This window comes from Bacillus sp. JJ1474 (assembly GCF_036965225.1).
In the GTDB taxonomy this organism is placed as follows: Bacteria; Bacillota; Bacilli; order Bacillales; family Cytobacillaceae; genus Cytobacillus.
In genome coordinates this window covers 1-26,361 of record NZ_JBALPC010000076.1, presented here as the reverse complement: position 1 = coordinate 26,361, position 26,361 = coordinate 1, and the positions used below count along the sequence as shown (strand labels likewise).

Below are 26,361 nucleotides of genomic sequence, written 5' to 3'. Positions count from 1 at the left end.
ACTATCCTTCATACACCATCCAAGCATTGTAGTACCAATACGGTTGGAGAAAAAAAACAATGAAATCCTACCCGTTTATGAACCGTTCGAAGGGGAGCTTTATAAAAAATTTGTATACACACAAAAGTACACTTTAAAAGATTTTTTTACCATAGCCATTCAATTTTGTGAAATCATTGAATATATTCACGATCAAGATTTGATGTTTCTTCATTTAAATCCATATAATTTCATCGTCAATATTGAAAAAGGACAACTATCGTTATTAGGTACTTTTAATTCGCTCTATCGTGGTAAAAGCATCATAACGGATCAAACAAATAAATTATTATCTTCATGGGAAATCGCCTATATTCCGCCAGAATTAACGGGAAGAATTAATATCCAAGCAGATTATCGGGCCAATTTGTACACTCTTGGGATTATTTTTTATGAGCTTCTGACAAAAAAGCTTCCCTTTGAAGACTCAGAGCTTTCAGAAACTATACATTCACATTTAGCCCGAATTCCTACTTCGCCTTCAGAAATTAATGCCGACATCCCAGAAATCCTTTCAAATATTATCTTGAAGCTATTGGAAAAATCACCTGATGAACGTTATCAGTCTGTAAATTCAGTAAAGAAGGACTTTGAATATTGCTATGATGAATTTGTCAAAACCGGTTGGGTAAAGAAGTTTCCTTTAAATTATCAAAATAAAGCTACTAAACAAATGAAAAATGTTCTGTTTGGCAGGGAAAAGGAATTAGAAAGTTTATATGAAGGATTAGCATGCGTCTTTGGTGGTTCCTCAAAGACTGCTCTTATATCAGGGCCATCTGGCAGCGGCAAAACTGGTTTAGTTCATTATTTGCATAATAATAACATGGAAAATAATTTTTTATTTTTAGAAGGAAAGTTTGACCAATTACTTAGGAATATTCCGTACGCCCCTATTATCCAAGCATTTAAAACTTGGGTTCGAATTATTTTATCAAAGGGAGAAAAAAATGTAACGATCTGGAAATCAAAAATTCTTCATGAACTTGGACCATATGTGAGTGCTTTATCCTTTCTTCTTCCTGAAATTGAATGGATTATTGGAAAACAGCCTGCAATTGAGAGGATGTCTTCATACGATAATCATAGTCATTATTTAATGATGTTTCAAAAATTGATTAATTTTATTTCAATTGAATGTCCACTTATCATTTTTATCGATGACCTTCAATGGTCTGATGCAGCATCATTAGAGTTAATTTGTTACTTAATCAATAATACGAGGGAAAATCGATTATTTTTGATTATTGCCTATAGAGATGGCATAGATTTGGAGGAAAACAATCGAGTAAACACAGCTTTAAAAGAAAGTATTCTTACGAATTTAAATGATAAAGTTGTTATTTCCCTCCAACCATTGTCAATAGCACAAATCACTCACTGGATCTCTATTCAATTTGATATTGATAGCCGGATAAGTACACAAATTTCTTCGATTATTTACAAAATAACAGCAGGAAATCCTTTTTTTATCACGCAAATTTTTCGAAGCTTAACGAAAGAAATGTTAGTATCAGCTGATGATGAAGCAATGGAACATATTCAGCTTACATTATTAAATGAGATCTCAATAAATGAGGATATTGTTAGCTTCATTATTAGCAGGATAAAAAAGCTACCCGAACATGATCAAAAATTACTGAAAGCAGCTTCTTGTTTAGGCAGAAAAGTGAATGGAGAACTAATATCTGAAATTTTGAAAATCGATAGTCAAAACATCAATCATTTACTTCAGGATGCTGTTACTAAAGGGTTTGTCGTACCTATAGTTGATAATCATTCAGAAGAAGATAATAATAAATTTTTATTTATCCATGACCGTGTGCAGCAAGCCCTTTATTCACTTCTTTCATTAGATGAGAAACAATATTTGCATTTAAAAATTGGTAAATATTTAAAAGAAAATCAACCTATCCATGTAAATAATGAGGATTTATTTGAAGCTGTGTCACACTTGAATATTTGCACTAAATTGTTATCGGAGGAAGAGCGGAAGGAGTTAGCAACTTTAAATGCTCGGGCGGGGAGAGAAGCAATAAAAGTGGCTGCGTTTCAGGCTGCATACAATTTCTATTATGAGGCAAAGGGGCTTTTACAGGAGGACTCATGGCAAGACAACTATTCCCTAACTTTTGAAATAATGAAAGGATTAGGGGAATCAGCCTATCTAAATAGTAATTTTAAGCTAGCTGAAAATACCTTTAAAGAAGTAATAGATAAAGCGAAGACAAAAGAAGAGAAAATTAAACTTTACAATAATATGATTATGTTATTTACCCATTTACATCGAGTAAATGAAGCTGTTGATGCGGGTTTGAAAGGGCTGCAGTTATTTAATTGGAACATTAAACCAAATCCAAGGAAAGCAGACATAGCTAAAGAGTTACTTCTTATTCAATTTGCACTTATTAACAAAAAACCAGCAACACTTCTCAACTTGCCACATATGAAAGAACCATCACAGAAACTTTTTATTGAAACATTAATTAATTTAAATGCCCCATCGTTTCATGTAAATCAGAATTTATCTACTTATTTAATGCTAAAGGCTTTTCATTTTACATTAAAAAATGGTCAAACGGATTTTACTTGCTTAGTATTTAATAATTATTCACTTATTCAAAGTGCTGGCTTTAATAATTTTTCTGATAGCTATGAATACGGCAACATTGCATTACAGCATGTAGAACGAGGAAATAAGATTAATTTGAAAGCAAGAGTTTATTTTGTTTTCGGCACATTTGTTAATCATTGGAGAAATCCATTGCGCGACAATCTTTCATACTTAAATGAAGCACAGCAGCTTAGTGTCGAATCAGGTAACATTCATTTAGCTGGTGCATCAAGTTCCTTTATCATTATAACTATGTTTATTCAAGGTAACAGCCTTAAGGAAGTATCGATGGGTGTTCAAAAACAGCTGGAATTCGTAAAAAGTATTAACTATCGAATATCAGTAGATTTTATTCATGAAATGAAGCATTGGCTTGAAGTACTATCGAATAGGGATGTAACCCCTAATTTTGATATGCCAATTACAAATAGCGATCAGTCTGCTGATATTATTCATTATACTTTAAGACTGCAAATGGCATTTTTATTAAAAGAAGAGGAGCAGGCAAGCAACTTACTTAAGATGTTGTCAAAACTAATAACAAAAACAAATGTTCTCGTTATAACACCTGAATATTATTTTTATCAAACATTATGGTTATGTCGTTTATATGAAAAGGCTACTAAGCTGGATAGAAAGATTTATATTCGAACAATAAAAAGAAATATACAAAAAATGAAAAAGTGGGCGGAAAATGCCCCTGTAAATTATCAACATAAATATCTGCTAATGAAGGCAGAACTAAATAAAGTATTGAATAAAAGCAAGGAAGTGATCACTGGCTATTATGAAAAAGCTGCCTTTTCAGCAGGTGAATCTGGATTTTTACAGGATGAAGCGATTATTTATGAATGTATGGGTGATTATTATATAAGAATTGGCTATAAGCAATTAGCACAATATTTTTTCAAATTGGCTTATCAACAATATGTAAGCTGGGGTGCAGTTATAAAAGCAGAGAATTTAAAAAAACAGAATTTAGATATGTTTCCTTTGTTAAATGATCAGGTCGCTAGAACTGTAAATATCGATACGGAAACAATTATTAAAGCTACGCAAGCAATATCAATGGAAATCAATTATGAAGAATTAATGATCAAAATGATGAAAATCATGATTGAAAATGCTGGAGCTGAAAAAGGATATTTACTTCTTCATGAGGAAGGCAGATTACATCCCGCCATTCAAGGGAACTTAGACAAAACTTATTTATTGGATAATCAAGTTGATATTTCCGAGTTTGCACAAGAAATTCCTCTTCAACTTATTCATTATGTTCTCAAAACGGAAGAGGCAATTGTCCTAGAAAATGCGGGTGCAATTGGACTGTTTATTGATGATCCATATGTCAAATTAAAGAAGCCGAAATCCGTACTAACATTGCCGATTATGTATCAAAATCTATTAATAGGAATTTTATATTTAGAAAATAACATCATGACTCATGCATTTACGAAAGAAAGCATACAAATGTTAACTATTCTTTCATCACAGGCTGCTATTTCACTCGTAAACGCAAGAGTGTACACGATGCTTGAAGAAAAAGTAAAGGAGCGTACAAATGATCTTCAGGGTGCCATAACGAGTCTTGCTGAGGCGAATAATAAACTTGAACAGGAAGAAACGTTGAGACGTGACTTTTTAGCGAATATTTCTCATGACTTAAGAACTCCAATAACCTCAATACAAGGGTATATTGAAGCGATTATTGATGGAATTATTGATTCTCCTGATAAACAATTAAGCTATTTAAAAAGAAGCAGAGAACGTATCCTTTCTTTGAATCGTCTAATTCAAGACTTATTTGATTTATCACAGCTAACAGCTGGGAGCTTCCATTTTTCAATGGAAAATGTCGCTATAAATAAACTCTTCTTATATCTTTGTGGTCAGTATGAATGGGATGTTAAAAAGAACAACTTAGATTTTATCATTACGATTCCAGCATTAAATGACTCAGACTATCCATTAGTTTCTGTTGATATTAGAAGAATGGATCAGCTGATTTCAAATTTAATCAATAATTCAATCAAGTATACGAAAAACGGAAAAATTCAACTTGAACTAATTATTGAGGAGTCATCTGATTTTGTATGCATTTCAATCCATGATTCAGGATCTGGAATCGAACCTGAAGATCTTCATACGATTTTCACAAGATCGTATACTAAAAAAGGGCAGGCTAAGGAAGATGGCGATGGTTTGGGACTCGCCATCTGTAAGGAAATTATTAGAAATCATAAAGGAGAAATTTGGGCAGTAAGTGAAATAAATAAAGGCACCTCTATATACTTTACACTTCCGAAAATAAAAATTACTGAAGATGATCTACTATTTAACTAGTAATTAAATGGATAGACACTAGAAGGTATTGTTGCTTTTATGGAACTTTTCTCCAATCAGAACGTATAAACTGTTGGAATTACATATAAAAGTTTCGAGGTGGTTGAAAATGAATAATGGAAATGCAATCTTTGTGAAAAATCTATCGAAAAGATATGGTTCTTATCATGCAGTAAAGGACGTTAATTTTGAAATAAAAAATGGCGAGTTATTTTGCTTTTTAGGTCCTAACGGAGCGGGTAAGACAACAACGATTAAAATGATGACGGGTTTACTTGAGCCTGGAAGCGGACAGGTTGAAATAACGGGGACAGATATATGGAAATCTCCGCTTGAAGCAAAAAGGAAAATGGCGTATATTCCCGATCAACCCATTCTATATCCGAAATTATCCGGCAGAGAGTTTTTAAGATTTATAGGTAGTGTGTTTGAAATAAAGCAGGATGAATTTGAAGAAAGAATGGAAAAATACCTTTCATTGTTCGAATTATCTGGAAGAGCAGATGAGCTAATAGAATCGTATTCACATGGAATGAAACAAAAAATCAATTTATGTGGGGCTTTGATTCACCAGCCTGAAGTCTTATTCCTGGATGAACCAACTGTAGGTCTTGACCCAAAAGGGGCAAAAACATTAAAGAATCTCTTGCAGTCATTATGCCGGCAGGGAATGACTGTGTTTATGTCAACACATATTTTAGAAATCGCTGAACAAATGTGTGACAGAGTCGGAATCATCAAAAATGGAGAAATCATTGCTATTGGGACGATGGAAGAATTAAGGCAAAGGGAAGGCAAGACCGATACTTCATTAGAGGATTTATTCTTAGAATTAACTGGGGATTCAGATGTAAGACAATTGATAACTGAGCTTTCGGATGATGAAGAGAAGGTGGAGAAATGACAAAAAGACTCATCCTATTATTCTGGCAAATGGGGAAAAATCAATTTCGAACGGCTCCAGACAGTACGAAAATTGTTGCTGTCTTTGCTGCAATCGGCGCAATTTTTGTCACTGTCCTATTAAGTATCGCGATAGGTGCAATGGCCTTGACGCTGCCTAAAGATTTTTTTGATCCTACATTTGCATATGCCTTTTCTGGTCTCATTGCTTTTAACATTTTGTTTGGAGTTCCACAGGTTTTTAAAAATTTATATGGAACAAATGATTTATCATTATTATTTACTTTGCCGATCAAAACACGAAGCATCTATTGGGTCAAGTTTTTGCAAAGCTTTATTGGTGTTCCTGGATTTCTTTGGTTATTTTCGATTATTCTCTTAACTGTTTTTGGCATTGCCAGTAAGTCTAGTATTGTATTTTTTCCAATGGCTTACATAACCTCACTTCTTTTCACATTGATTGGGATGAGCATTGCTTATATGATGAATTTAGTTTTAATTCAAGTGATTCCTGTTCATAGAGCAAAGGAATTAATGACAGTAATGAGTGCCTTAGCCGGTATTATTGTATATGTTCTGTTTCAGCTTCCTAATATATTGATGAAAAATAATCCAAATGGACAAGAAATGACACAAATCCCACAGATGCCGAAATGGCTGCCAATGGAATGGGGAGGAACGGTTCTTACTGAAGCATCATCTGGGTCTTTTAGCTTTTTTCTCCCGTTTCTGATGACTTTCATTTTTGCTGCACTTATGCTCTTCATTACTTCATTACTAGTTGAAAAAGGGTTTAGAACTGGCTGGATAAAAATGAACGAAGGAAATCGCCCAAAGAAAAAACGCAAAGGCAAAAAAGCAAGTGCTAAGATTTATCATCCAATTATGATGATAGGAATTAAAGAGTGGAGGTCCATCCAAAGAGATTTGAGAGAATGGGTAGCCTTTCTCCCATTTATATTTTTTATGTTTTTTCCTTTCATATCAATCATAAATGATAAAAATATGATAAATATAATCATTCATAATCCAGAAATCTCGTGGATGGCTGCACAAGCTACTTTCCTTTTTATGTTTACATTTCTAACTGGCGGCTTTGCTTCCGGCTCAATTGCGAGGGAAGCATACTCTATTCACTTTTTACATGTCTTGCCATTATCAGGCTGGAAAATCGCACTTGGGAAGTTTTGGATCAATTGGTTGATTCCTGTTGTATTCTTAATTATTTTAGAATTTGCTGGGGGCATATTTTTGAAATGGAGCCTCTTAAATATCTTTTTCGGGATTGCCGTTGTGGCGATCATGTCCTTAGGAATAACAGGAATTGGACTTTGGCTTGGGGCTATTGGTGCAAAATATAATCCAAATAACCCGCAAAACAGGCTGGAAACAGGGGTTTCCTTTTTATTAATGTTTCTTTCTTTCGGATATCTACTTATTGCTGCATTACCTTCTGTTCTTGTCCTCATACCAACGGATGCTCTTCCCATTTTTCAGCATGAAGGGCGTCCTACAGGTATATTTGGAATGCTTGTATCACTTCTCGAATGGAAAAATGATAACAAGACTTTCTTAACCATTATTTGCAGCATCTTTACACTTATCATATCGGTAGGAGTTACTTTACTAACTTTGCAATTAAGTGCAAGGAAAATTGAAAAAGGGCTTACGATCAACTTCGTGACAAATAAAAAATAATGATTACAAGCTCCTAAATAATTGGGAGCTTTTGATATTTTGCGAAGATAATCATTTTAAAGTATCGAAGTGAGAATAAAAAATGATACAATAAGTCTTGCTTATTAAAATATTAAGAGGTTTCCAAAATGAATAAACAAATAAAAAGAAATATTTTATCCATGCAAGGGTTTTACTTGTTAACTTTTTTTGGCGTGGGGAGCTTGTATCCTTTGCTCAGTGTGTATTTAAGTGAAGTTGAACATTTAAATGGCTATCAAATTGGGACCATCATGTCTATTAGCCCAATAATTATGATTTTCTTTCAGCCATTATGGGGAATGGTTTCGGATAAGCTTAACGCTCCTATTAAAATTCTTACAGTCACAACTTTAATTGCTGGGATATTTTCCCTTGGGTTTATCACGTTCAGCGGCTACTACTGGATCTTTATTACTTTTACTTGTGTAGCCATTTTCCAGAGTGCGATTATTCCGATATCAGATAGTTTATCAATCAAATATTCAAGTAAAGTCAAAGTCAATTATGGGAATATCCGATTGTTTGGGTCTCTTGGATTTGGGGTAGCGGTTTTTATTATGGGGAGGCTATCTGAATGGAATCCAAAAATCATTTTTATTTCCTTTTTTGCTTCATTATTTATCGCCAGTATTCTAGCAAGGAAAATGCCTTCAGAAAATGTTTCCAATAATCAGAACTTGCTTTCTGGTGTTAAGGAAATTCTTGTCCATAAAAGGTTTCTCATTTTCCTCGTAATTACTTTTCTGATTTTTGGTCCTAATCTCGCTAATAATAATTACTTTGGCCTTTTTATTGAAAATCGCGGGGGGACCTATACAGGAATAGGGATTGCTTTTTTAATTGCTGTATTGTCCGAAATTCCCTTTATGAAGGCAGCAGGCAGCTGGATCCACCGTTTTGGATTATTGCAGATTGCTGCACTTGCTGGTGCTGTTTCCTTAATTAGATGGCTGCTATATTTTATGGAGCCAAGTCTGTGGGTCATTTACGCAACAGCTGTCATACAAGGTTTCTCAATTGGTTTATTCATTCCTGCAAGTCTTCAGTATATAAGAGATATTACGCCTGTTCATATTACCGCTACTGCTATTACATTATACTCGGCAATTGGAAATGGCTTAGGAAACTGGTTTTGCACATTTGTCGGCGGTATCATTTATGAGGAATTTAATATTTACAGTTTATACTTATTTTTCAGTGTTTTGAGCTTATTGGGGATTATCCTTAATCTATGGCTATTGAAAGAGGAAAAGGGCCATTCAACCCTTTCCGTTGCTAAAAATTAGTGATATTTATTAAAAAGAAGTTGCTTTAAGCTGCAACTTCTTTTTTTATCAATTATTCAATATATTTATTCATAAACTTTCTGGCAAGCAATCTTTTCACTTCGTTATAGGAAAGACCTGATTGACTATTCAGCCGTTTGACTTCTTCAATATCGGTCCCAGCTGCTGTATATTTTTTTATAGATTTTTGGTTATCCAATTTTGAAATCCTCCTGACTTAAAGAAATTGTCATAAATTTTTTCGCGGGATATTTTCCCTCTTTTTGTCCATACTAGAAAAAAAGGGGGCGTTTGTTATATTTTTCAATAGAAGAGGTCAAGATGATAAACCAGAGGTTGTCATGCTGGACACAGAAGTTTATGCTTGTACAAGCTGTAATGGCTGGATGCGAAAGGAATTTGCATCAGCTGATCTTAAATGTCCTTTATGTGGAAATGATACATCCCCTGAAATGAGGGAATTACCGCAAATTGAATAAATTACGAGCATAAGACTGCTGAATAAATTCGGGCAGTCTTATTTTATTACGAATTCTCGTTTTGTTGACCTAATTCTTTAGCGGCTAATAAAATATTGCCTGTTTCAACTGCCCGATGTTCATCAATTGAACCACTCGGATAATTATTATGTTTAAGGGAATTCTCCGCGTTAAGAGCGTTATCTAGGGCTTGTCTTCCTTTTGCGTCATTTTTCTTCATTTATAACACCCCTTTATAAGATATGCTGTAACATTTCTTTAATCATAAGTTTTGATAGTTAACGGCTTCTTATTCACTGTCAACTGAAACGGATATATTTACTATTGGGATGAAAATTCAATAGAAAAAGCTATGGAGCTGCGATTTCCCATAGCTTTTCATTTGCCTGCTATTCAGCCTTTTTTGATAAACAGCGATCACATTCCATTAAATATGAATCAGTATATTCATTTATTTTTTGACCGCATTCTTGACAAATCTTTCTTGACGCAATCTCTAAAGATTCCACTTTATAATGTAACATGATTCCACTCCTTTTTATAATACAGAATATAATTTACTTCCTTGTTATATAACAGTATACTCGAATTTATTTTAAATGTGTAGCCCTTTTTTTGAAAATTTAAATTTTTCCACTTTTTAATTTTGTATAAGTTAAATTAAGATTTCACTTTCAACCAATATTAAATTAGATTACAATCAAAAAGTATGGTTAAAAATGTGTTTTCCAAATAGGTAAACCCTGAAAAATAAGAGGGAGATGTTCATGCTGCAGATTTTTAATATAATGAATCCAATGTTAATTTTTGTGGCCATAATCCTAACATTTATTTGCTCCTATACTGGTTTAGATTTATTTTCACTCGTTCAAAATGCAGAACGTAATCGGAAGTTTTTATTTTTAGGAGGAACGTTTTCGCTTGGTGTAGGTTTATGGATAATGAATTTTATCGGCATGCTTGCCGTAAATATAAATGGGTCAAGTAATTATCATGTGCTTATTACCATTTTATCTTTACTTTCAGGGATCATTTTTACGGGTATCGCGTTTTACGGAATTATTGATAAGGAGATTAAAGCAAAGCAATTATGGATCAGCAGTTTCTTTATGACTGTCGCTGTTTTATCCATTCATAGCACTGGGTTATATGCAATGAGCATGAACATTCAATTTAATCCAGTTTTATTTATTATTTCGATCATCCTTATTTATAGTTCATTTGCCCTTTCTCTATGGATGTTGTTTTTCTCAAAGGGTTTGTCGCCTTTTAATGAAATCTGGATTAAACCAGTTAGTGCTGTCATTATAACGGCTGCTATTATTGAAGGATATTTACTGCTTTTACGGACATTCTCAAGCGTTTTTGGTGAAAATGCTTCCCAAGCTGAATCTAATCCTAAATCGTATATTATTTATTTTGTTTTTTTTATTACTTTACTTATTTTAAGCGGGCTAATTGGTTCAAGAACTGTAGTTGGCAAAAGATTAGCTGATAGTGATCATTATTTACGTGATATTGAAGCTGCATTGGATGAATCAACGATTGTAACCATTACAAATGCTAATGGGATCATTACGTATGTAAATGATAAATTCATTGAAATATCGAAGTATGGGAAGGAAGATATATTAGGGAAAACTCATCGTGTATTAAACTCTAATTTTCATCCTCCTGAATTTTTTCAAAATCTTTGGGAAACCATCTCTTCAGGTAATATTTGGAGAGGGGAAATACGCAATCAGGCTAAGGATGGAAAACACTATTGGGTAAAGACGACAATTGTTCCATTCCTATACAATGATGGAAAGCCCTATCAATATGTTTCAATTCGAAACGATATTACAGCCCTTAAAGAAACAGAGGCACACTTGAATGATAAAATAAAGGAAGTTGGCGATATTAAATTTGCCCTTGATCAATCTTCCATCGTTGCTCTCACTGATGAAAAAGGTATTATTACGAAAGTTAATGAAAAGTTTTGTGAGATTTCCAAATACGATAGGGACGAGCTTATTGGTCGCAGCCATTCAATATTAAACTCCGGACATCATCCTAAAGAGTTTTTTAGACAACTTTGGACAACTATAAGACGAGGAGTAGTCTGGAAAGGTGAAATTAGAAATGTGGCAAAGGATGGAACCTTATATTGGGTGGATACAACGATTATTCCTTTCGTAGATGAAGAAGGTAACCCGTATCAATATTTGGCCATTCGAAATGACATTACTGAAACGAAAAAAACGAAAGAGATCCTTCATCGACAAGATAAACTAGCTGCCGTTGGACAGCTTGCTGCGGGTGTGGCACATGAAATTCGTAATCCTCTCACTTCTATGAAAGGGTATACTGAATTTCTTCAAATGGATGAAACGAATAAAGAGCGGCTGGAGTATTTCGATATTATCCTTGATGAAATTGAACGTGTGAATCATATAGTTGAGGACTTTATGCTTCTTGCAAAGCCTAAATCTGTTGAACTCAAAGAAAAAAACCTTATTCCGATTATGAAGAATGTCTTATCTTTATTTGAGCTAGAAATAAGAAATAAACAAATTCATCTTCATTTTGAATGCAGTGACGATACAATACTTATTCATTGTGATGAGTACCGTTTAAAGCAGGTTTTTATAAATTTTATTAAAAACGCAATTGAGGCTATGCCAAATGGCGGAAAACTAATCTTGAATACATATAAAAATAATGAATATGTACGTATCTCTATCACTGATTCAGGAACTGGTATTCCACCAGAACAACTAAAGAAAATTGGTGAGCCGTTTTACACAACAAAGAAAAAAGGGAATGGACTTGGACTAATGGTAAGCTTTCACATCATTGAAAGTCATGGGGGGAAAGTCAATATTGAAAGTGAACTAAATAAAGGGACAACATTTACAATAGAATTACCCGTGGTCAATTTGTAAATGGATGGGAAAGGAAGGTTTAGCACCTTCCTTTTTTTATTTTATATAAGCTAATTTTTTGTTTTATCCTTTTCTCCCGATTTGATGAAATAGCTTTGGACCGGTTTCAGCAATTGCTTGAAGCCTGATTCTATCTTCTCACTTATAAAGGATGTTCTTTCATATAAGGAGGAACGCAGATTTTCAAGCTGCCTCGATATTTTTTGAACGATTGCTTCCTGTTCGTCTAGCCGTTCCATAACGGTCTTATGAAATACCTCATGCACCTCAAGTTTTTGTGATAATTCTTCATACACGTTTTCCTGTTTGTTTAATTGGTTTGTTAAATCACGTGAAAATGATTCGAATTGGCCAATTTTCCCAGTCAATGCTTCAGTTGAGGCGTGCTGAAATGATACTTGATCAAGAACAGCTTGATTAATTAAGCTTTCTTTTTCTAGGCTTTCCAATATGATAGCATTCCTTCCTTCAAGCTCATTTAATCGTTCTATAATAATCTGGTTTGCGGTTTCCTGAGAATTCATAACTTCTAAAAACTGAAGTATCACGTTATCCTGCTCATCCAATCTATCCATCAATCTGACAAGGTCGTAATTATGTTTAGATGCTGTACGCTGGATATTATGATTAATGCCCTTTAAAGATTCGGATATTTGAAAATCCATTTTCTCATACGTATCTGTCAACTGATGATTAACCAATTTCTGCTCATGAAGAATTTCTTGAAGATAATTCAGGCGAAAGGAATCTTGATTAGACTGAGTTTCTAGTTGATGCTTCTTATTAAACAGATTGGGTACAATCTGACTATTTGTGTATAAACCCAAGAAAAACACTCCTTTATTTTCCTGCTATTTATACAAACAGCATTATTTACATGCTATGTACTATATAGGAAAAGGGTGGCAAGAATAGGCGATAATCTATTGGATAGGAATGGTCTCCATTAAAATCCCTTGAGTTTATGCTCCTCTAAATTTACAATAATGGTAAATTTAATTATATTAAAGTAGTCAGTGCCCGTTGTATCTAGTACAATAAAATTGAACATCTATAAGTTAAATTGGTTTACGTTTTAAGGCCAAGAAGATACACTTGGATAGAAAGGGTAATAATTTTTTTAAATGAAGTTTTGTTTCTTGGATGAATCTTCCTCTAGCAGGAAGTTCTAATAATTTTTAGAGTGAAGGGATGATGGTTAAATGGCTATTTCTTTATCAAAAGGACAAAAAGTAGATTTAACGAAAACAAATCCTGGTCTGTCAAAGGTTGTTGTTGGCCTTGGCTGGGACACAAATAAATATGACGGGGGACAAGCGTTTGATTTAGATGCAAGTGTGTTTTTACTTGATGCATCTGGTAAATGTGCATCTGATAAAGACTTTATTTTTTATAATCAACTAGAAGGCGGCAATGGGTCTGTTGTACATACTGGAGATAACCGCACAGGGGAAGGTGACGGTGATGATGAGCAAGTAAAGGTGGACTTAAGTGCTGTTCCAGCAAGCATTGAAAAAATTTCTTTCGTTATTACGATTCATGATGCTGAAAGCCGTGGGCAGAATTTTGGACAAGTTTCCAATGCGTTTGCCCGAATTGTCAATGAAGCAACTAATGAAGAGGTTATTCGCTATGACTTAGGAGAAGATTTTTCAATTGAAACAGCGATTGTAGTTGGGGAATTATACCGTCATAATGGTGAATGGAAATTCTCTGCTGTTGGTTCAGGTTACCAAGGCGGTCTAGCACGAATTGCGACTGACTTCGGATTACAGGTTGGCTAAAGAATAAGGGGTCCTAAAGCCCATTAATCTTCAATAAAACAAGAGGGAATGGAAATTATTTTCTAACTCCCAATTGAATAAACATTTATTTCAGGGAGGGTTTATGATGGGAATTCAATTGGCAAAAGGACAAAGAATTGACCTAACAAAAACAAATCCTGGTTTAACAAAAGCGATCATTGGACTTGGATGGGATACGAATAAATATCAGGGTGGACATGATTTTGATTTAGACGCTTCTGCCTTTTTAGTAGATGCAAATAATCGTTGCCAAAATGATCTCGACTTTGTTTTTTATAATAACCTTCAACATCCAAGCGGGTCTGTCGTTCATACGGGAGATAACCGTACAGGAGAAGGGGATGGGGACGATGAGCAGCTGGTTGTTGATTTCACTAAAATCCCTTCCCATGTTCATCGAATTGGCATTACAGTGACGATCCATGATGCTGAGACTAGACAGCAAAACTTTGGTCAAGTTTCAAACGCTTTTGTAAGATTAGTTGATGATTCTAATAATCAAGAATTATTGCGTTTCGATTTAGGTGAAGATTTCTCAATTGAAACGGCGGTAGTTATATGTGAATTATACCGTCACGGAAACGACTGGAAATTTAATGCCATCGGCAGCGGTTTTTCTGGTGGATTAGCAGCGTTATGCCGGAATTATGGTCTCCAAGTGTAGGTCTGCCAAATTATGCATCTGAAAAACACTCCTTCACGGAGTGTTTTTCCATGTTAAGATACCCTTTAAAGAAAGACAGCTTAGCATTTTTTAAAAATTTTAGGGAGAAGGAAAAATTGAAAATAGGTCTCGTTAGGCATTTCAAAGTAAAAGATGCTATACCGGAAAAAACTTGGATGACTCCCGCAGAACTATCAAAATGGTTTGAGGACTATGATTTATCCGACATTGAAAAGGGTGAAACCGATCTTCAAAACTTGGAATGGGAAACGTGTTATTCAAGTGATTTATCTAGAGCGGAGAAAACAGCTCATGCAATCTTTGTAGGTAAGATAATAAAAACCGAGAAATTAAGAGAGGTTAAAGCATATCCAATTATTCAAGCCAATATTAAACTTCCCTATCAGCTATGGGCAGTTTTCGTCCGGCTTGCCTGGCTATTCAACCATCCTTCGCAAAAGGATTCAGTTAAGGCTGTTAAAGAAAGGATTAATTTATTCTTAGATGAGGTCTTTTCTGCTGGAAATGAACATGTACTGATAGTTAGCCATGGAGCCTTAATGATATTTATGCGGAAGGAATTACTTAAAAGAGGATTTAAAGGGCCAAAAATAAGTCACCCTAAAAACGGTATTTTATACGTTTTTGAAAAATAAGCTTAACATACAAGTGAATTTCAGTAGGAATTGGCTTAATTTTATCTATATAATTTGTACTATTTATTTGCAAGAACACCATATGATAGTACAGGTGAAAATTTAGGAGGTGTGTAAATAATGTCTATTCACATCGTCCAAAGAGGAGACTCCCTATGGGCAATTTCAAAGCGATATAATGTACCAATTCAATCAATACTCAATGTAAACGGGTTGTCTGCTAATGGAATCATTATTCCCGGATTAGCCCTTTATATCCCTGATCAAGCATTACCTATTAGATCAAAGATTATAGCTAAAGGCGATTCATTGTGGGGATTGGCACAGAAATACAGAACTAATATAAATGCTATCCTCTCAGCTAATCCCGGTATTCAGTCAAATAACCTAGTTGTTGGACAAAAAATAAATATACCCTCTCCTTTGAAATTATCGATGCAGACACTCGGGTTCATTATTCCCTTTTCTCCTCAATCATTTATCCCCATTTTAAAACAAGTAGCTAAAGAGATTTCTTATTTAGCCATCGTCTCTTATTCACTCACAAATGAGGGATACACATATTTAGCTGTAGATGATACACAAGTGATTAAAGAGAGTAAAAGATTAGAAATTACTCCTTTATTGATGATCAGAAATTTTGCAAATCAGAAATTTAGTCCAGAGTTAATTGGTCAAGTACTAGAAAATTCTGTCTATCGGAAGAACTTAATTAATAGTTTGATGAATTTTATTACGGACAAGGGATATGGAGGAGTAAGCATTGATTTTGAGTTTATTCCGCCGCCAAGGAGGCAGGATTTTAATACCTTTCTTAATGAATTAAAAACAGCACTTGGCCCCTTAATTCTTCATGTAAACGTTCATGCGAAAACAGCAGACCTCCCGCAAAATCGGATAGTCGGCGCTTATGATTATTCAGCCATTGGGAAAGCGGCAGATATTGTTGCGGTCATGACGATAGATTATGGGTATCCAACAGGACCGCCAAATCCTGTTTCACCTATATGGTGGATAGAGGACGTCATTCAATATTCCATCAGCTTAATCAACCCCAAAAAACTGCAAATGGCTTTGCCTTTATATGGTTATGATTGGAGGGTAATTGACAACTTAACAAAGGCACATTCTCAATTAAATGCACAAAATTTAGCGATCTCATCAGGTGCTCTTATAAATTATGATCTCAACTCATCTACTCCAAGCTTTAACTATTGGAAGGGTTCAGAAAGGCATATTGTATGGTTTGATGATATTCGCAGCTTTGCTGAAAAGTATAAATTGATTGATCAATATCATTTATTAGGTTTAACTTTTTGGCAATTAAGCCTTCTATTTCCGCAAAACTGGGTCTATTTGGAAAAAAATATTATTATTAATTAAAAAAGGATGCCATATAGGCATCCTTTTACGTATTGCGGCGGTTGACTGCACGCCACATCGTGCATTCCAAAATTGGAGTGTCAATCCGTCTTACGCAATTAGCTCATCGCAATATAGACTATAACATAATTCACTGACATTGGCAATCCCCATGATAAGGAAGAATCTTTGCGAAATAATCGTTAAATTTGTATAATATTTGAAGCTTATAAAAAAGCATTCAACTAGTAAGTAGGGAGATATAATGGAAAAATTACAACCATTTTGGGAAGCAATTAGACGATTCTGGCGTAATAAGCATATAACAAAAATAGCGATGTTAGTTATACTAACGGTTATATTAGGAACGATCCTTTTCTTTGCCTTTATAGCGGCAACCGCAAATGTTGAAACTTTAAAGGAAGGTTTAAAGCAATCAACTGTCATATACGATAAAAATGAGGAAGTCGCAAGCAGCTTGGCAACGAATCGTTCGGAAGGGATTGCCATTGAAGAAATGCCTGACTATGTCAAAAATGCTGTTGTTGCAATTGAGGATGAACGATTTTACAAGCATAATGGGTTTGATGTGAAGGGAATAGCCCGAGCCTTCTTTAAGAATATTTTTGCCGGCAGAATAACAGGTGGAGGCAGTACGATTACCCAGCAGCTTACGAAAAATGCTTTGCTTTCATCTGAAAAAACGTATAAGCGAAAAATTGAAGAATTATTCCTTGCTGTTGAAATTGAAAAGAAATACAAAAAGGACGAAATTCTGCAAATGTACTTAAATCAAGTTTATTTTGGCAGCGGCGCTTGGGGAATTGATCAGGCATCCAATAAATATTTCAATAAAGGGGCAAAGGACTTAACTATTAGTGAGTCTGCCCTTTTAGCTGGATTGTTACAGGCGCCTTCTGCACTAGATCCGTTCAGAAATTATGACCGAGCAATAGAGCGGAGAAATGTTGTCCTTGGAAAAATGAAAGAACATGACATGATAAGCGGAGACGAATATGAAAAAGCCATCACAGAAACGATCCAATTAAATGAAGGAAAAGGCAGCTTTATCGAAAGAAAATATCCATATTACGTTGATGCAGTCTTAGATGAAGCCATTCATAAATATGGCTTAACACAGGAAGAAATTTTTACTAGAGGATACCGAATATATACCGAAATGGACCAAAATTTACAGTCAGGGCTCGAAAAGGTATATGAAAGTGACTATTTATTTCCACGTGGACGAAATGGAGTGCTTGTTCAAAGTGGAGCAGTTCTTTTAGACCCGGCTTCTGGCGGTGTAAGAGGACTTGTAGGCGGAAGAGGCAGCTATGTATTCCGAGGCTTTAACAGAGCCACACATATTAAAGCACAGCCTGGATCAACCTTAAAGCCTTTAGCTGTTTATACTCCTGCACTTGAAGAAGGCTATCAGGCTACATCCATGCTTAAGGATGAACCAATGTCCTTTGAAAAATATAAACCAGAAAATGCGTCAAAGAAATATTCCGGTGAAGTTCCAATGTATAAAGCAATAGAGGAGTCTCTAAACGTTCCTGCCGTTTGGCTACTCGATCAAATTGGTCTTGAAAAAGGAATTGATTCGCTGAATCGTTTCGGAATTCCTTTAGAAAAGGAAGATGAGTATTTAGGTATTGCATTGGGCGGCATGCACAAAGGAATTTCCCCATTAAAGCTCGCTGAGGCTTATTCTACATTTCCAAACGGGGGAAAACGAAAAGATGCACATTTAATTACAAAAATTGTTGGCCCGACAGGTAACGTGATTGCTGAAAGAAAGAAGAAAACAGTGAAAGTAACTTCAAAAACCGTAGCCAATCAAATGACATCGATGCTTCTAAATGTCGTTGAATCCGGAACAGGAAAAGGAACAAAAATAAATGGCGTCCAGCTGGCGGGAAAAACGGGATCCACTCAGCTGCCTTATAAAGATATAAACGGAACAAAGGATCAATGGTTTGTTGGATATACTCCAAATTTAGTTGGGGCAGTATGGCTTGGCTATGATCAAACAGATCGGGAACATTATCTATCAAGCAGCAGCTCCAAAACTGTTGTCCCATTATTTAAATCTATTATGGAAAACTCTATCCCCTATGTTGAACAAGCAGAATTCTCCACGAAATCTGTAAATGAAAAGATGACCGAAAAAGAGTTTCAGGAAGAAGTTGAAAAGACGATTAAGGATTCCGCAGAAAAAATTAAAGAAGAGCTTCCAATATGGAAAGAGAAGCTTATGGATGGTGTGCATGAGCTAGAACAATTTGGGGAGTTCCTTAAAGAGAAATGGAAAAGCATGATGAATAAATAGAATTCAAAAACCGGGGAAACCCGGTTTTTTTCGACAGGAAAGAATACTCTCATTTTATTAATGGTATAATCAAAATAGCTTTGCTAGCAATTTGATAATAGTCGATATCAAACTGCTAGCAAACAAATAGCATTCGCTATAACACTTTCAAACAGGAGGCACATTCGCACTATGACTGCTGATAAAAGAATTCAACTGAATGTCCGTATAGCAAAAGAAACTTCTCGAAAATTGGATGAAATTGTCCAATATTATCAAGAAAACATGAAGGTTGGCAGGATCTATAAAGGAGATGTTTTGTCGGATATAATAGAAAAATCCTATGAGATCATGAACAAGCAAAAACAGATGAATAAAAAGTTTTAAAGGCGTTTAGGAGACTTCTGCTTTACAATTCTTATTTTATTCTTGGTAGAATATTGTCAAAATAGTTAGAAATGGATAATATTTAATTAAGGATGGTGATATTATGCGGCCTAGAATCCGTAGAAGAGGGATAAATCTTGAAGATTTTAAATTTGGTCTAACAACCATTTTTCTGCATGTATCATTTTATGGATTAATTATTTTTATTTTAGTATTATTTATTGAACTATTTAGTTAAAACAAAAAGCATCAATTACTTTTATTTAGGTTATCAATAATGGTATGATAGGAATTGATTTTTACAGAAGGAGATGATTTTATGTCGAAAAAAGGATACATATTAATGCAAAATGGGGAAAAAGTGGAGTTTGAATTATATCCAGATGCAGCACCTGGAACAGTTGCAAACTTTGAAAAGCTTGCAAATGAAGGCTATTATAATGGACTAAACTTCCACCGTGTAATCCCTGGATTTGTAAGTCAAGGCGGATGCCCGCATGGAACAGGAACAGGTGGCCCAGGCTACACCATTAATTGTGAAACAGAAGGCAACCCTTATAAGCATGAAGCGGGGTCATTTTCAATGGCACATGCTGGACGCAATACGGGGGGAAGTCAATTCTTTATCGTTCATGAGCCTCAGCCACATTTAAATGGAGTTCATACTGTTTTTGGAAAAGTGACTTCAGGTTTGGACACGGTATTAAAAATGAAAAATGGCGATGTTATGGAGAAAGTTGAAGTTACAGAAGCATAAAATTCGATTGAGAAGGAGCCTAAATGGCTCTTTTTTTTTGTGAACTTGGCATTCTTATTTTGCAAATTTATAAAATAAATTGCCTGCAAAACTTAAAACCGATTTATTTTTAGAATTGAGTTCATACTAAAGGAAAATTGCAATAAGGAGATGACATAGATGGGTGCTATTGAAAAGAATGGATATCAATTTCAAGCTGAATATAGTGTTGTTAATCAAGATGGAGCCATCCATGTTTATAAAAGTGGAAAATTTGTTGAGGAAATTCCATTTGAGTTTTCTGGAAAATTCCCTGAACATAACTTCATTGAAGAGCTAGTCAACCACTATTGCTTTGAACATGGTATTTAAGGGACAGGGGGCGGTCCATAGTCCCTTAAATACCTTGTAAGCGAATGATTAAGTTTCACTCACATTACATTTTTTGAACTTTCCTTCGTAAATTTTTTTCGAATCAATGCTCCTCCTAATATGAATAGAGGTAAAAATCCTCCAATTGTTAATGAGAAAACTAGATTAATTCCATTATCCCAATTTTGCTGTTCTACAACATTTGGAATCATTATTGAAGCAAAAGCAACGGCGATCATAGCTAAAGGGAGAGTGATTGGCCGGTAATCCTTTAAATTTAATACTTGAGCAAGCCCTAAACAAGTCGCATAAAAATAAATCAGCATCTTAAAATAGGTCGTCATAATCCACATAAATGCTATGACGGCTTCAATTCTCTGCAAAAAACCGCCTATGTTAATTTTTTTGGCTAATGCATACCCCGGATATAAATTTCTAATAGTCGTGTCAACACCAAGAACCATTGTAGATAACAATGTAATAACAAGAACGACAAAACCTCCTATTAATGTACCAATAAAAAATGATTTTTGCGCTTTTTTCGGCTCATTTACATAGGCAGGGTATATCATTAATAACACAACCGCATTAAAATAGTTAACATCAAGTAAATGTAAAACTGGCAGAAATAAAGGTTTTATACCGTTTTCCATTACAGGTTGAATGTATTCTAACTTTATTTGTGGTGCAACAAATAGTAACATTAAAAAAAGCAAAATAAAGGCAATAATGTTGATTTCCGCAGTGCGTGAAAATGTTTCCAGTCCAAGACGTACTGCCATTACTAAAATAACAGCTAACATAATATGCAACACTTCTATTGGTGTTTCTGGCATGAGGTTTACTGTAATAAAAGTTCCCGAATAAAATAAAAGTTCTACCGTATAGACGAATGGCATTGTAAGGAACAAAAGAGAAATTATTTTCCCAAGCCATTTACCGAGAACTTTTTCATTGACTTGTACAAAGTTCAGATTAGGATAAAAGCCGGCAATCGCAGTAAATAACCATACAAATAATAGCCCAACCCCTATACTAATTATGACTGCAATCCATGCGTCTTGCCGTGCATAAGAAGCTAAGAATGATGGGGTTACTAAAATACTCGTCCCTATCGTAAAAAAGATCACTAACACTCTAAATTGCCGAACCGATATTTTTCCCTTTTCAAGCATCATTATCACCTAGATTCATATCAGCAGTTCATTAACAAAATCGCTAAATGGCTTAAAAATAACAGCAAGCCCTTGCAAAGGGTTTGGAATATAGAGATGTAAATTATATGCAATGCTTAATCCAACACCAATTATCAGCAAAATCGAAAATACCCAGCTTTCTTTCTTTAACTTATTTTTTTTAAGATAAGGTACTTCAATAGCAATAATAATAATGGCTATAACAAAAATTCCAATAACCATTAACATAGGCAGGCTCCCCTCAGTTGTAAAAGATACCCATTCATTGTTTTTTTTTTAGAAAATCATAGCTTCAAAAAGTCCTTTCAACACCAAAGGCAATTTATTCATTTTGTTCTGGGGGCTTCGGAGCTTGAGACTCATCTCTTTTTATATTTTTCTGACTGATTAAACGGGGGCGCGAAAATAAACCCCATCTTGGTAAGCGCAAGATTGCATCCTTTTGATCTTCTTGAATATATGGACCAAATGGGGACATAAAAGGAATCCCAAAAGATCTTAAACTGCATAAGTGAAGTGTAAGAGCGATCAATCCGATGATCAATCCGAATAAACCGAACGAAGCTGCTAATGCCATGAAAGGAAATCTCAGCATTCTAATGGAAATGGACAAATTATACGAGCTAACTATAAAGCTTGAAATGGCTGTAATTGAGACGACAATAACCATGGCAGCAGAAACAATCCCAGCTTCTACAGCTGCTGTCCCAATCACTAAAGTTCCGACAATCGATACGGCTTGCCCAATCGCCTTTGGCAATCGCAATCCAGATTCCCGTAATATTTCAAAGGTAACCTCCATCATTAACGCTTCAACGAAAGCTGGAAAGGGAACACCTTCTCGTTGTGCTGCTAATCCGATTAATAATTGTGTCGGCAGCATCTCTTGATGAAAAGTTGTAATCGCAATATAAAGGGAAGGGCCTAACAAAGCGATAAAAAACCCAACAAACCGAAGCATCCGAATAAGAGTCACAATATCAGCCCGGTTATAATAATCGTCAGGAGCATGGAGAAATTGAACGAACAAGGCAGGGACTAATAGCACAAAGGGAGTCCCGTCAACAAGAAGGGCAACACGGCCCTCTAAAAGGCTTGCTGCAACAACATCTGGACGTTCTGTATGATAAATGGTGGGAAAAGGTGTATACGTTTCATCTTGAATTAATTCTTCTATATATGCGCTATCTAACATGCTGTCAATATTTACTTTGTCAAGGCGACTCCTTACTTCTGCCACTACTTTATCATTTGCAATTCCGTTTATATACATGAACGAAACCGTCGTCTTTGTTTGTTTTCCAATTTTTTTCGTCTCTAGCCATAGGTTCTGATTATTAATTTTTCGGCGAATTAATGCGGTATTCGTCCGTATATTTTCCGTCAGGGCCTCCCTTGGTCCGCGTATTGCGTTTTCATTCGTTGGTTCTGAAACGCTGCGTTCTTTTCCTCCCTTCATTCCTACCGCAAAACCTTTTGAAAATCCTTCGAATAAGAGAATGACATGCCCTGATAATAGAGAATCAAACAAGCTGTTATAGTCTGATACATCTGAGATTTCTCCAACTGTAAGCACTGTCTCTTTAAAATAAATAAGGAGATCTTCAAATTCTGTAGTATCAATATTGAGTTGCGGCAAATCCAGCATTAAAGATTCCATTATAAAGTTTTGATTTGCTGTACTATCGATTAATCCATCCGTATAAATGATTCCTGCTTTTATTTTTTGTTCTTTGCCGAGGCGAATCTCACGGGTGATAATATCATCACTGTTACCAAGCGTTTCTTTAATTTTTTGAATATTTCCAGCTACACTCTCGTTTAATTTATTATTTTGAACCTCTTTTTGTTGTTTCTTATTTTGTGCAGCTGAGATACGGTTTGGTCTTTGCTTTTTTGCTGATTGTTTGAAAAATCCCATAATGAGACTCCCATCCTTATTTCTAATTTATTGTTGAAATGGCAGGAAACTCCTCTATAAATATTTTGTACTTATTTTGCTTAAAAAATCCATGATTCGCAGAGTATATAACTATTATGAAAGATTTAGGAGTTTACTGATGAAACGAAATATTCTAATTATGATCATATTGATTAGTTTCCTCATCATTCTTTCTGGCTGCTGGAATCGAAGAGAATTAAATGAGCTCGCAATCGTGATGGGGATGGGAATTGATAAATCAGAAGATCAATTTGTGGTGACAGCACAAGTCGTAATTCCAGGAGAAATCGCAAAAAAGGGAGGAGGCGGAGGGAAAACTCCAGTAGTCGTTTATCAAGAGAAAGGCGAGACAATATTTCAGGCAATCAGGAAAATTACAACAGAATCACCTCGAAAGTTATATTTTGCACACCAGCGGATTTTAGTGTTAGGGGAAGAATTTGCAAAAGAAGGGATAGGTAAGGCGTTAGACTTTCTATCAAGGGATCCAGAGCTGCGAACTGATTTTTATATCGTTGTAGCAAAAGATTCTAAAGCTGGAGATGTTTTAAAAGTTTTAACCCAATTAGAAGATATACCTGCAAATCAATTATTCTCGTCCCTTGAGTCTGCAGAGAAAGCATGGGCACCTACTGTTACAGTAACATTAGATAAGCTTATAACAGACTTAGTGAGTGATGGGATTGACCCGGTGTTAACTGGAATCACCCTTAAAGGAGATGTGAAAACGGGAGAAACGAAACAGAATATAGAGGTTACCAGCGCTCCTACTATACTGAAATACAATGAAATGGCATTATTTAATAATGATAAACTAATTGGCTGGTTAAATGATCAAGATAGTAGGGCCGTTCACTATGCAACAGGAAAAGTGAAAAGCACCCTTGGCGTGATTCCTTGTCCAAAAACGGGAAAAATAGGGATAGAGGTAATGAGGACAAAGGCTGATATAAAAGCGAAGGTTAAAAACGGAGAACCAAAAGGCAGTATAAAAGTTCAGATAGAAGGGAATGTAGCTGACGTTGAATGTCGTGGCCTTGACTTAAAAAAAACCAAAACTATTTATGATCTAGAAAAGGTAAGTGAAAAAGACGTTAAGGAAAGCATTCAATCTGCCATTGAAGTTACCCAAAAGGAGTTTCAATCTGATGTTTTTGGGTTTGGAGAAGCACTCCATCGCTCTGATCCTGCCTATTGGAAAAAGGTAAAAAAAGAATGGGGCCAAAAATTTTCGGAGATGCCAGTGACCGTAGAAATTGACGTTAAGATTCGCCAAACCGGAACGATTGGAAATTCTCCTCTAAACGAAATAGAAGAGTAATTTAGCTTGTTTAGGCATACTGCCTGTTAGATTAATTAATTTTTTTAAATCTAAAAGTTAAAACTAAGTAAATACTCCTACTAATGGCAATAAAACTATGCAAAAACAGTCCAAACGAATCTATTAAATTGAATTCAGAATTATTAAAATGTTATTAACACCTAGAACCGGCTTCAAATTTATCTCTAATAAAAGCGGTAACGCTTAAGGAGGGAAAGAAATGGAGCATTTAGTTCGTGTTATTCCTTTTAAGCTGATGAATCTAGCAGATGGGGCAAATGAAATTCCGAAAGGGGTTGAATTAATTCAAGCACCAAAGATTTGGAAAGATACGAAGGGAAAAGGTGTAACTGTTGCGGTTTTAGATACAGGCTGTGAAATAACTCATCCTGATCTTAAAGACCGTATTATTGGCGGAAGAAACTTTACAAATGATGATAAAGGAAATCCAGATTTATTCATGGACTACAATGGGCATGGAACCCATGTAGCTGGAACGATTGCAGCAGTCGAGAATAATAATGGAGTGATCGGTGTAGCACCAGATGCAAGCTTGCTGATCGTAAAGGTACTAAATAAAAATGGATCTGGTCAATATGACTGGATTATTAAGGGCATTCATTACGCTATTGAACAAAAAGCTGATATTATTTCGATGTCACTCGGGGGCCCAAATGATGTGCCAGAGCTTCACGAAGCCATCAAAAATGCGGTAAACAATAATATTCTCGTTGTTTGTGCCGCTGGGAATGAGGGAGATGGGGATGACGCTACAGACGAATTTGCTTTCCCTGGATCTTATAATGAAGTTATTAGCGTAGGAGCGATAGATCTAAAGCGCCGATCATCTGAATTTAGTAATTCCCACAATGAAATCGATTTAGTAGCACCGGGTGAAGAAATCCTTTCAACCTTTTTGAATGGAAAATATGCCACTTTAAGCGGCACGTCTATGGCTGCACCCCATGTCTCAGGTGCGCTTGCTTTAATAAAAAATTTATCCTTTCAGTATTTTGAACGGCAGCTTTCTGAGCCAGAGCTTTTTGCACAATTAATTAGAAGAACGATTCCTTTAGGATATTCACCGAAACTGGAAGGAAATGGTCTTGTATATTTGACAGTTCCCGAGCATTTGGCAACTATTGTTGAACAGGAATTTAAAACATTCATAGTAAACTCAATATAATATCTAATTGAAAAGCCTGATTTCAGGCTTTTTTTTATCTCATCAATTTCTTATAAAACCTGAATTATGCTATCATTTAATGATTAATACAATTCATTGATGATAGAAGG

24 protein-coding genes are annotated in these 26,361 nt (G+C 35.2%); 17 read left to right on the top strand and 7 right to left on the bottom strand.

Annotation, left to right across the window (positions count from 1 at the left end; genetic code table 11):
* Positions 1 to 10 precede the first annotated feature (10 nt).
* From V7164_RS11265 to V7164_RS11250, 4 genes are all read left to right on the top strand, one after another.
* The gene (locus tag V7164_RS11265; protein WP_335354107.1) at positions 11 to 4,996 is read left to right on the top strand and encodes an AAA family ATPase; all 4,986 of its coding nucleotides are present in this window, start codon (positions 11 to 13) and stop codon (positions 4,994 to 4,996) included.
* A 109-nt stretch (positions 4,997 to 5,105) separates the two neighbouring features.
* Positions 5,106 to 5,900: an ABC transporter ATP-binding protein gene (locus tag V7164_RS11260; protein WP_335348440.1), complete on the top strand. Its 795-nt coding sequence runs from the start codon at positions 5,106 to 5,108 to the stop codon at positions 5,898 to 5,900.
* Positions 5,897 to 7,597 (top strand): putative ABC transporter permease subunit, encoded by a 1,701-nt coding sequence (locus V7164_RS11255; RefSeq protein WP_335354106.1) that lies wholly within the window; start codon positions 5,897 to 5,899, stop codon positions 7,595 to 7,597. The genes V7164_RS11260 and V7164_RS11255 overlap by 4 nt, the downstream gene beginning before the upstream one ends.
* A 128-nt stretch (positions 7,598 to 7,725) precedes the next feature.
* A complete protein-coding gene (locus tag V7164_RS11250) occupies positions 7,726 to 8,904 on the top strand; it encodes an MFS transporter (protein ID WP_335354105.1) in 1,179 nt (392 codons plus the stop codon).
* Positions 8,905 to 8,956: 52 nt separating this feature from the next.
* On the opposite strand, the gene V7164_RS11245 is transcribed toward V7164_RS11250, so the two are convergent.
* Positions 8,957 to 9,103 (bottom strand): hypothetical protein, encoded by a 147-nt coding sequence (locus tag V7164_RS11245; protein ID WP_335354104.1) that lies wholly within the window; start codon positions 9,101 to 9,103, stop codon positions 8,957 to 8,959.
* A 64-nt stretch (positions 9,104 to 9,167) separates the two neighbouring features.
* Here V7164_RS11245 and V7164_RS11240 point away from each other — a divergent pair, with 64 nt between their 5' ends.
* On the top strand, positions 9,168 to 9,383 hold the full coding sequence (locus V7164_RS11240) for a cold-inducible protein YdjO-related protein (RefSeq protein WP_335347922.1): 216 nt from the start codon (positions 9,168 to 9,170) through the stop codon (positions 9,381 to 9,383).
* A gap of 46 nt (positions 9,384 to 9,429) precedes the next feature.
* Here V7164_RS11240 and V7164_RS11235 read toward each other — a convergent pair whose 3' ends face one another.
* Both V7164_RS11235 and yhfH read right to left on the bottom strand, forming a co-directional pair.
* Entirely contained in the window at positions 9,430 to 9,603 is a 174-nt protein-coding gene (locus V7164_RS11235) for a hypothetical protein (RefSeq protein WP_335347921.1), read from the bottom strand.
* A 169-nt stretch (positions 9,604 to 9,772) separates the two neighbouring features.
* Positions 9,773 to 9,907 (bottom strand): protein YhfH, encoded by a 135-nt coding sequence (yhfH, locus tag V7164_RS11230; protein WP_438824063.1) that lies wholly within the window; start codon positions 9,905 to 9,907, stop codon positions 9,773 to 9,775.
* A gap of 243 nt (positions 9,908 to 10,150) precedes the next feature.
* Here yhfH and V7164_RS11225 point away from each other — a divergent pair, with 243 nt between their 5' ends.
* Complete coding sequence (locus tag V7164_RS11225; protein WP_335347920.1) at positions 10,151 to 12,310, top strand: PAS domain-containing protein; 2,160 nt, start codon at positions 10,151 to 10,153, stop codon at positions 12,308 to 12,310.
* A 50-nt stretch (positions 12,311 to 12,360) separates the two neighbouring features.
* Here the strand turns inward: V7164_RS11225 and V7164_RS11220 are convergent, their stop codons facing one another.
* On the bottom strand, positions 12,361 to 13,137 hold the full coding sequence (locus tag V7164_RS11220; protein ID WP_335354103.1) for a hypothetical protein: 777 nt from the start codon (positions 13,135 to 13,137) through the stop codon (positions 12,361 to 12,363).
* A gap of 375 nt (positions 13,138 to 13,512) precedes the next feature.
* Between V7164_RS11220 and V7164_RS11215 the strand changes: the two genes are divergently transcribed.
* The 9 genes from V7164_RS11215 (at position 13,513) to V7164_RS11175 (ending at position 20,606) form a co-directional block, all read left to right on the top strand.
* Complete coding sequence (locus V7164_RS11215) at positions 13,513 to 14,094, top strand: TerD family protein (RefSeq protein WP_335347918.1); 582 nt, start codon at positions 13,513 to 13,515, stop codon at positions 14,092 to 14,094.
* 106 nt (positions 14,095 to 14,200) lie between these two features.
* Positions 14,201 to 14,779 (top strand): TerD family protein, encoded by a 579-nt coding sequence (locus V7164_RS11210; RefSeq protein WP_335347923.1) that lies wholly within the window; start codon positions 14,201 to 14,203, stop codon positions 14,777 to 14,779.
* A 116-nt stretch (positions 14,780 to 14,895) separates the two neighbouring features.
* A complete protein-coding gene (locus V7164_RS11205; RefSeq protein ID WP_335347917.1) occupies positions 14,896 to 15,435 on the top strand; it encodes a histidine phosphatase family protein in 540 nt (179 codons plus the stop codon).
* A 120-nt stretch (positions 15,436 to 15,555) separates the two neighbouring features.
* The gene (locus V7164_RS11200; protein WP_335347916.1) at positions 15,556 to 16,818 is read left to right on the top strand and encodes a glycosyl hydrolase family 18 protein; all 1,263 of its coding nucleotides are present in this window, start codon (positions 15,556 to 15,558) and stop codon (positions 16,816 to 16,818) included.
* Positions 16,819 to 17,062: 244 nt separating this feature from the next.
* Positions 17,063 to 19,132, top strand: coding sequence for a transglycosylase domain-containing protein (locus V7164_RS11195; RefSeq protein ID WP_335354102.1), 2,070 nt, complete (start codon positions 17,063 to 17,065; stop codon positions 19,130 to 19,132).
* Between the two features lie 171 nt (positions 19,133 to 19,303).
* Positions 19,304 to 19,498, top strand: coding sequence for a hypothetical protein (locus V7164_RS11190; RefSeq protein ID WP_335344211.1), 195 nt, complete (start codon positions 19,304 to 19,306; stop codon positions 19,496 to 19,498).
* A 103-nt stretch (positions 19,499 to 19,601) separates the two neighbouring features.
* Positions 19,602 to 19,736 (top strand): hypothetical protein, encoded by a 135-nt coding sequence (locus V7164_RS11185; RefSeq protein WP_335344210.1) that lies wholly within the window; start codon positions 19,602 to 19,604, stop codon positions 19,734 to 19,736.
* 81 nt (positions 19,737 to 19,817) lie between these two features.
* The gene (locus V7164_RS11180) at positions 19,818 to 20,255 is read left to right on the top strand and encodes a peptidylprolyl isomerase (RefSeq protein ID WP_335354101.1); all 438 of its coding nucleotides are present in this window, start codon (positions 19,818 to 19,820) and stop codon (positions 20,253 to 20,255) included.
* Between the two features lie 159 nt (positions 20,256 to 20,414).
* Positions 20,415 to 20,606 carry a YbxH family protein gene (locus V7164_RS11175; RefSeq protein ID WP_335348211.1) on the top strand — a complete coding sequence of 64 codons (192 nt, stop codon included), beginning with the start codon at positions 20,415 to 20,417 and terminating at the stop codon, positions 20,604 to 20,606.
* A gap of 59 nt (positions 20,607 to 20,665) precedes the next feature.
* On the opposite strand, the gene V7164_RS11170 is transcribed toward V7164_RS11175, so the two are convergent.
* From V7164_RS11170 to V7164_RS11160, 3 genes are all read right to left on the bottom strand, one after another.
* Positions 20,666 to 21,784 carry a GerAB/ArcD/ProY family transporter gene (locus tag V7164_RS11170; RefSeq protein ID WP_335348210.1) on the bottom strand — a complete coding sequence of 373 codons (1,119 nt, stop codon included), beginning with the start codon at positions 21,782 to 21,784 and terminating at the stop codon, positions 20,666 to 20,668.
* A 12-nt stretch (positions 21,785 to 21,796) separates the two neighbouring features.
* On the bottom strand, positions 21,797 to 22,030 hold the full coding sequence (locus V7164_RS11165; protein WP_335348209.1) for a hypothetical protein: 234 nt from the start codon (positions 22,028 to 22,030) through the stop codon (positions 21,797 to 21,799).
* 94 nt (positions 22,031 to 22,124) lie between these two features.
* Positions 22,125 to 23,723: a spore germination protein gene (locus V7164_RS11160; protein WP_335348208.1), complete on the bottom strand. Its 1,599-nt coding sequence runs from the start codon at positions 23,721 to 23,723 to the stop codon at positions 22,125 to 22,127.
* A 139-nt stretch (positions 23,724 to 23,862) separates the two neighbouring features.
* Here V7164_RS11160 and V7164_RS11155 point away from each other — a divergent pair, with 139 nt between their 5' ends.
* Together V7164_RS11155 and V7164_RS11150 are read left to right on the top strand one after the other, a co-directional pair.
* The gene (locus V7164_RS11155; protein WP_335354100.1) at positions 23,863 to 25,065 is read left to right on the top strand and encodes a Ger(x)C family spore germination protein; all 1,203 of its coding nucleotides are present in this window, start codon (positions 23,863 to 23,865) and stop codon (positions 25,063 to 25,065) included.
* A 220-nt stretch (positions 25,066 to 25,285) separates the two neighbouring features.
* Positions 25,286 to 26,251: a S8 family peptidase gene (locus V7164_RS11150; protein WP_335345447.1), complete on the top strand. Its 966-nt coding sequence runs from the start codon at positions 25,286 to 25,288 to the stop codon at positions 26,249 to 26,251.
* The last annotated feature ends 110 nt before the right edge of the window (positions 26,252 to 26,361 follow it).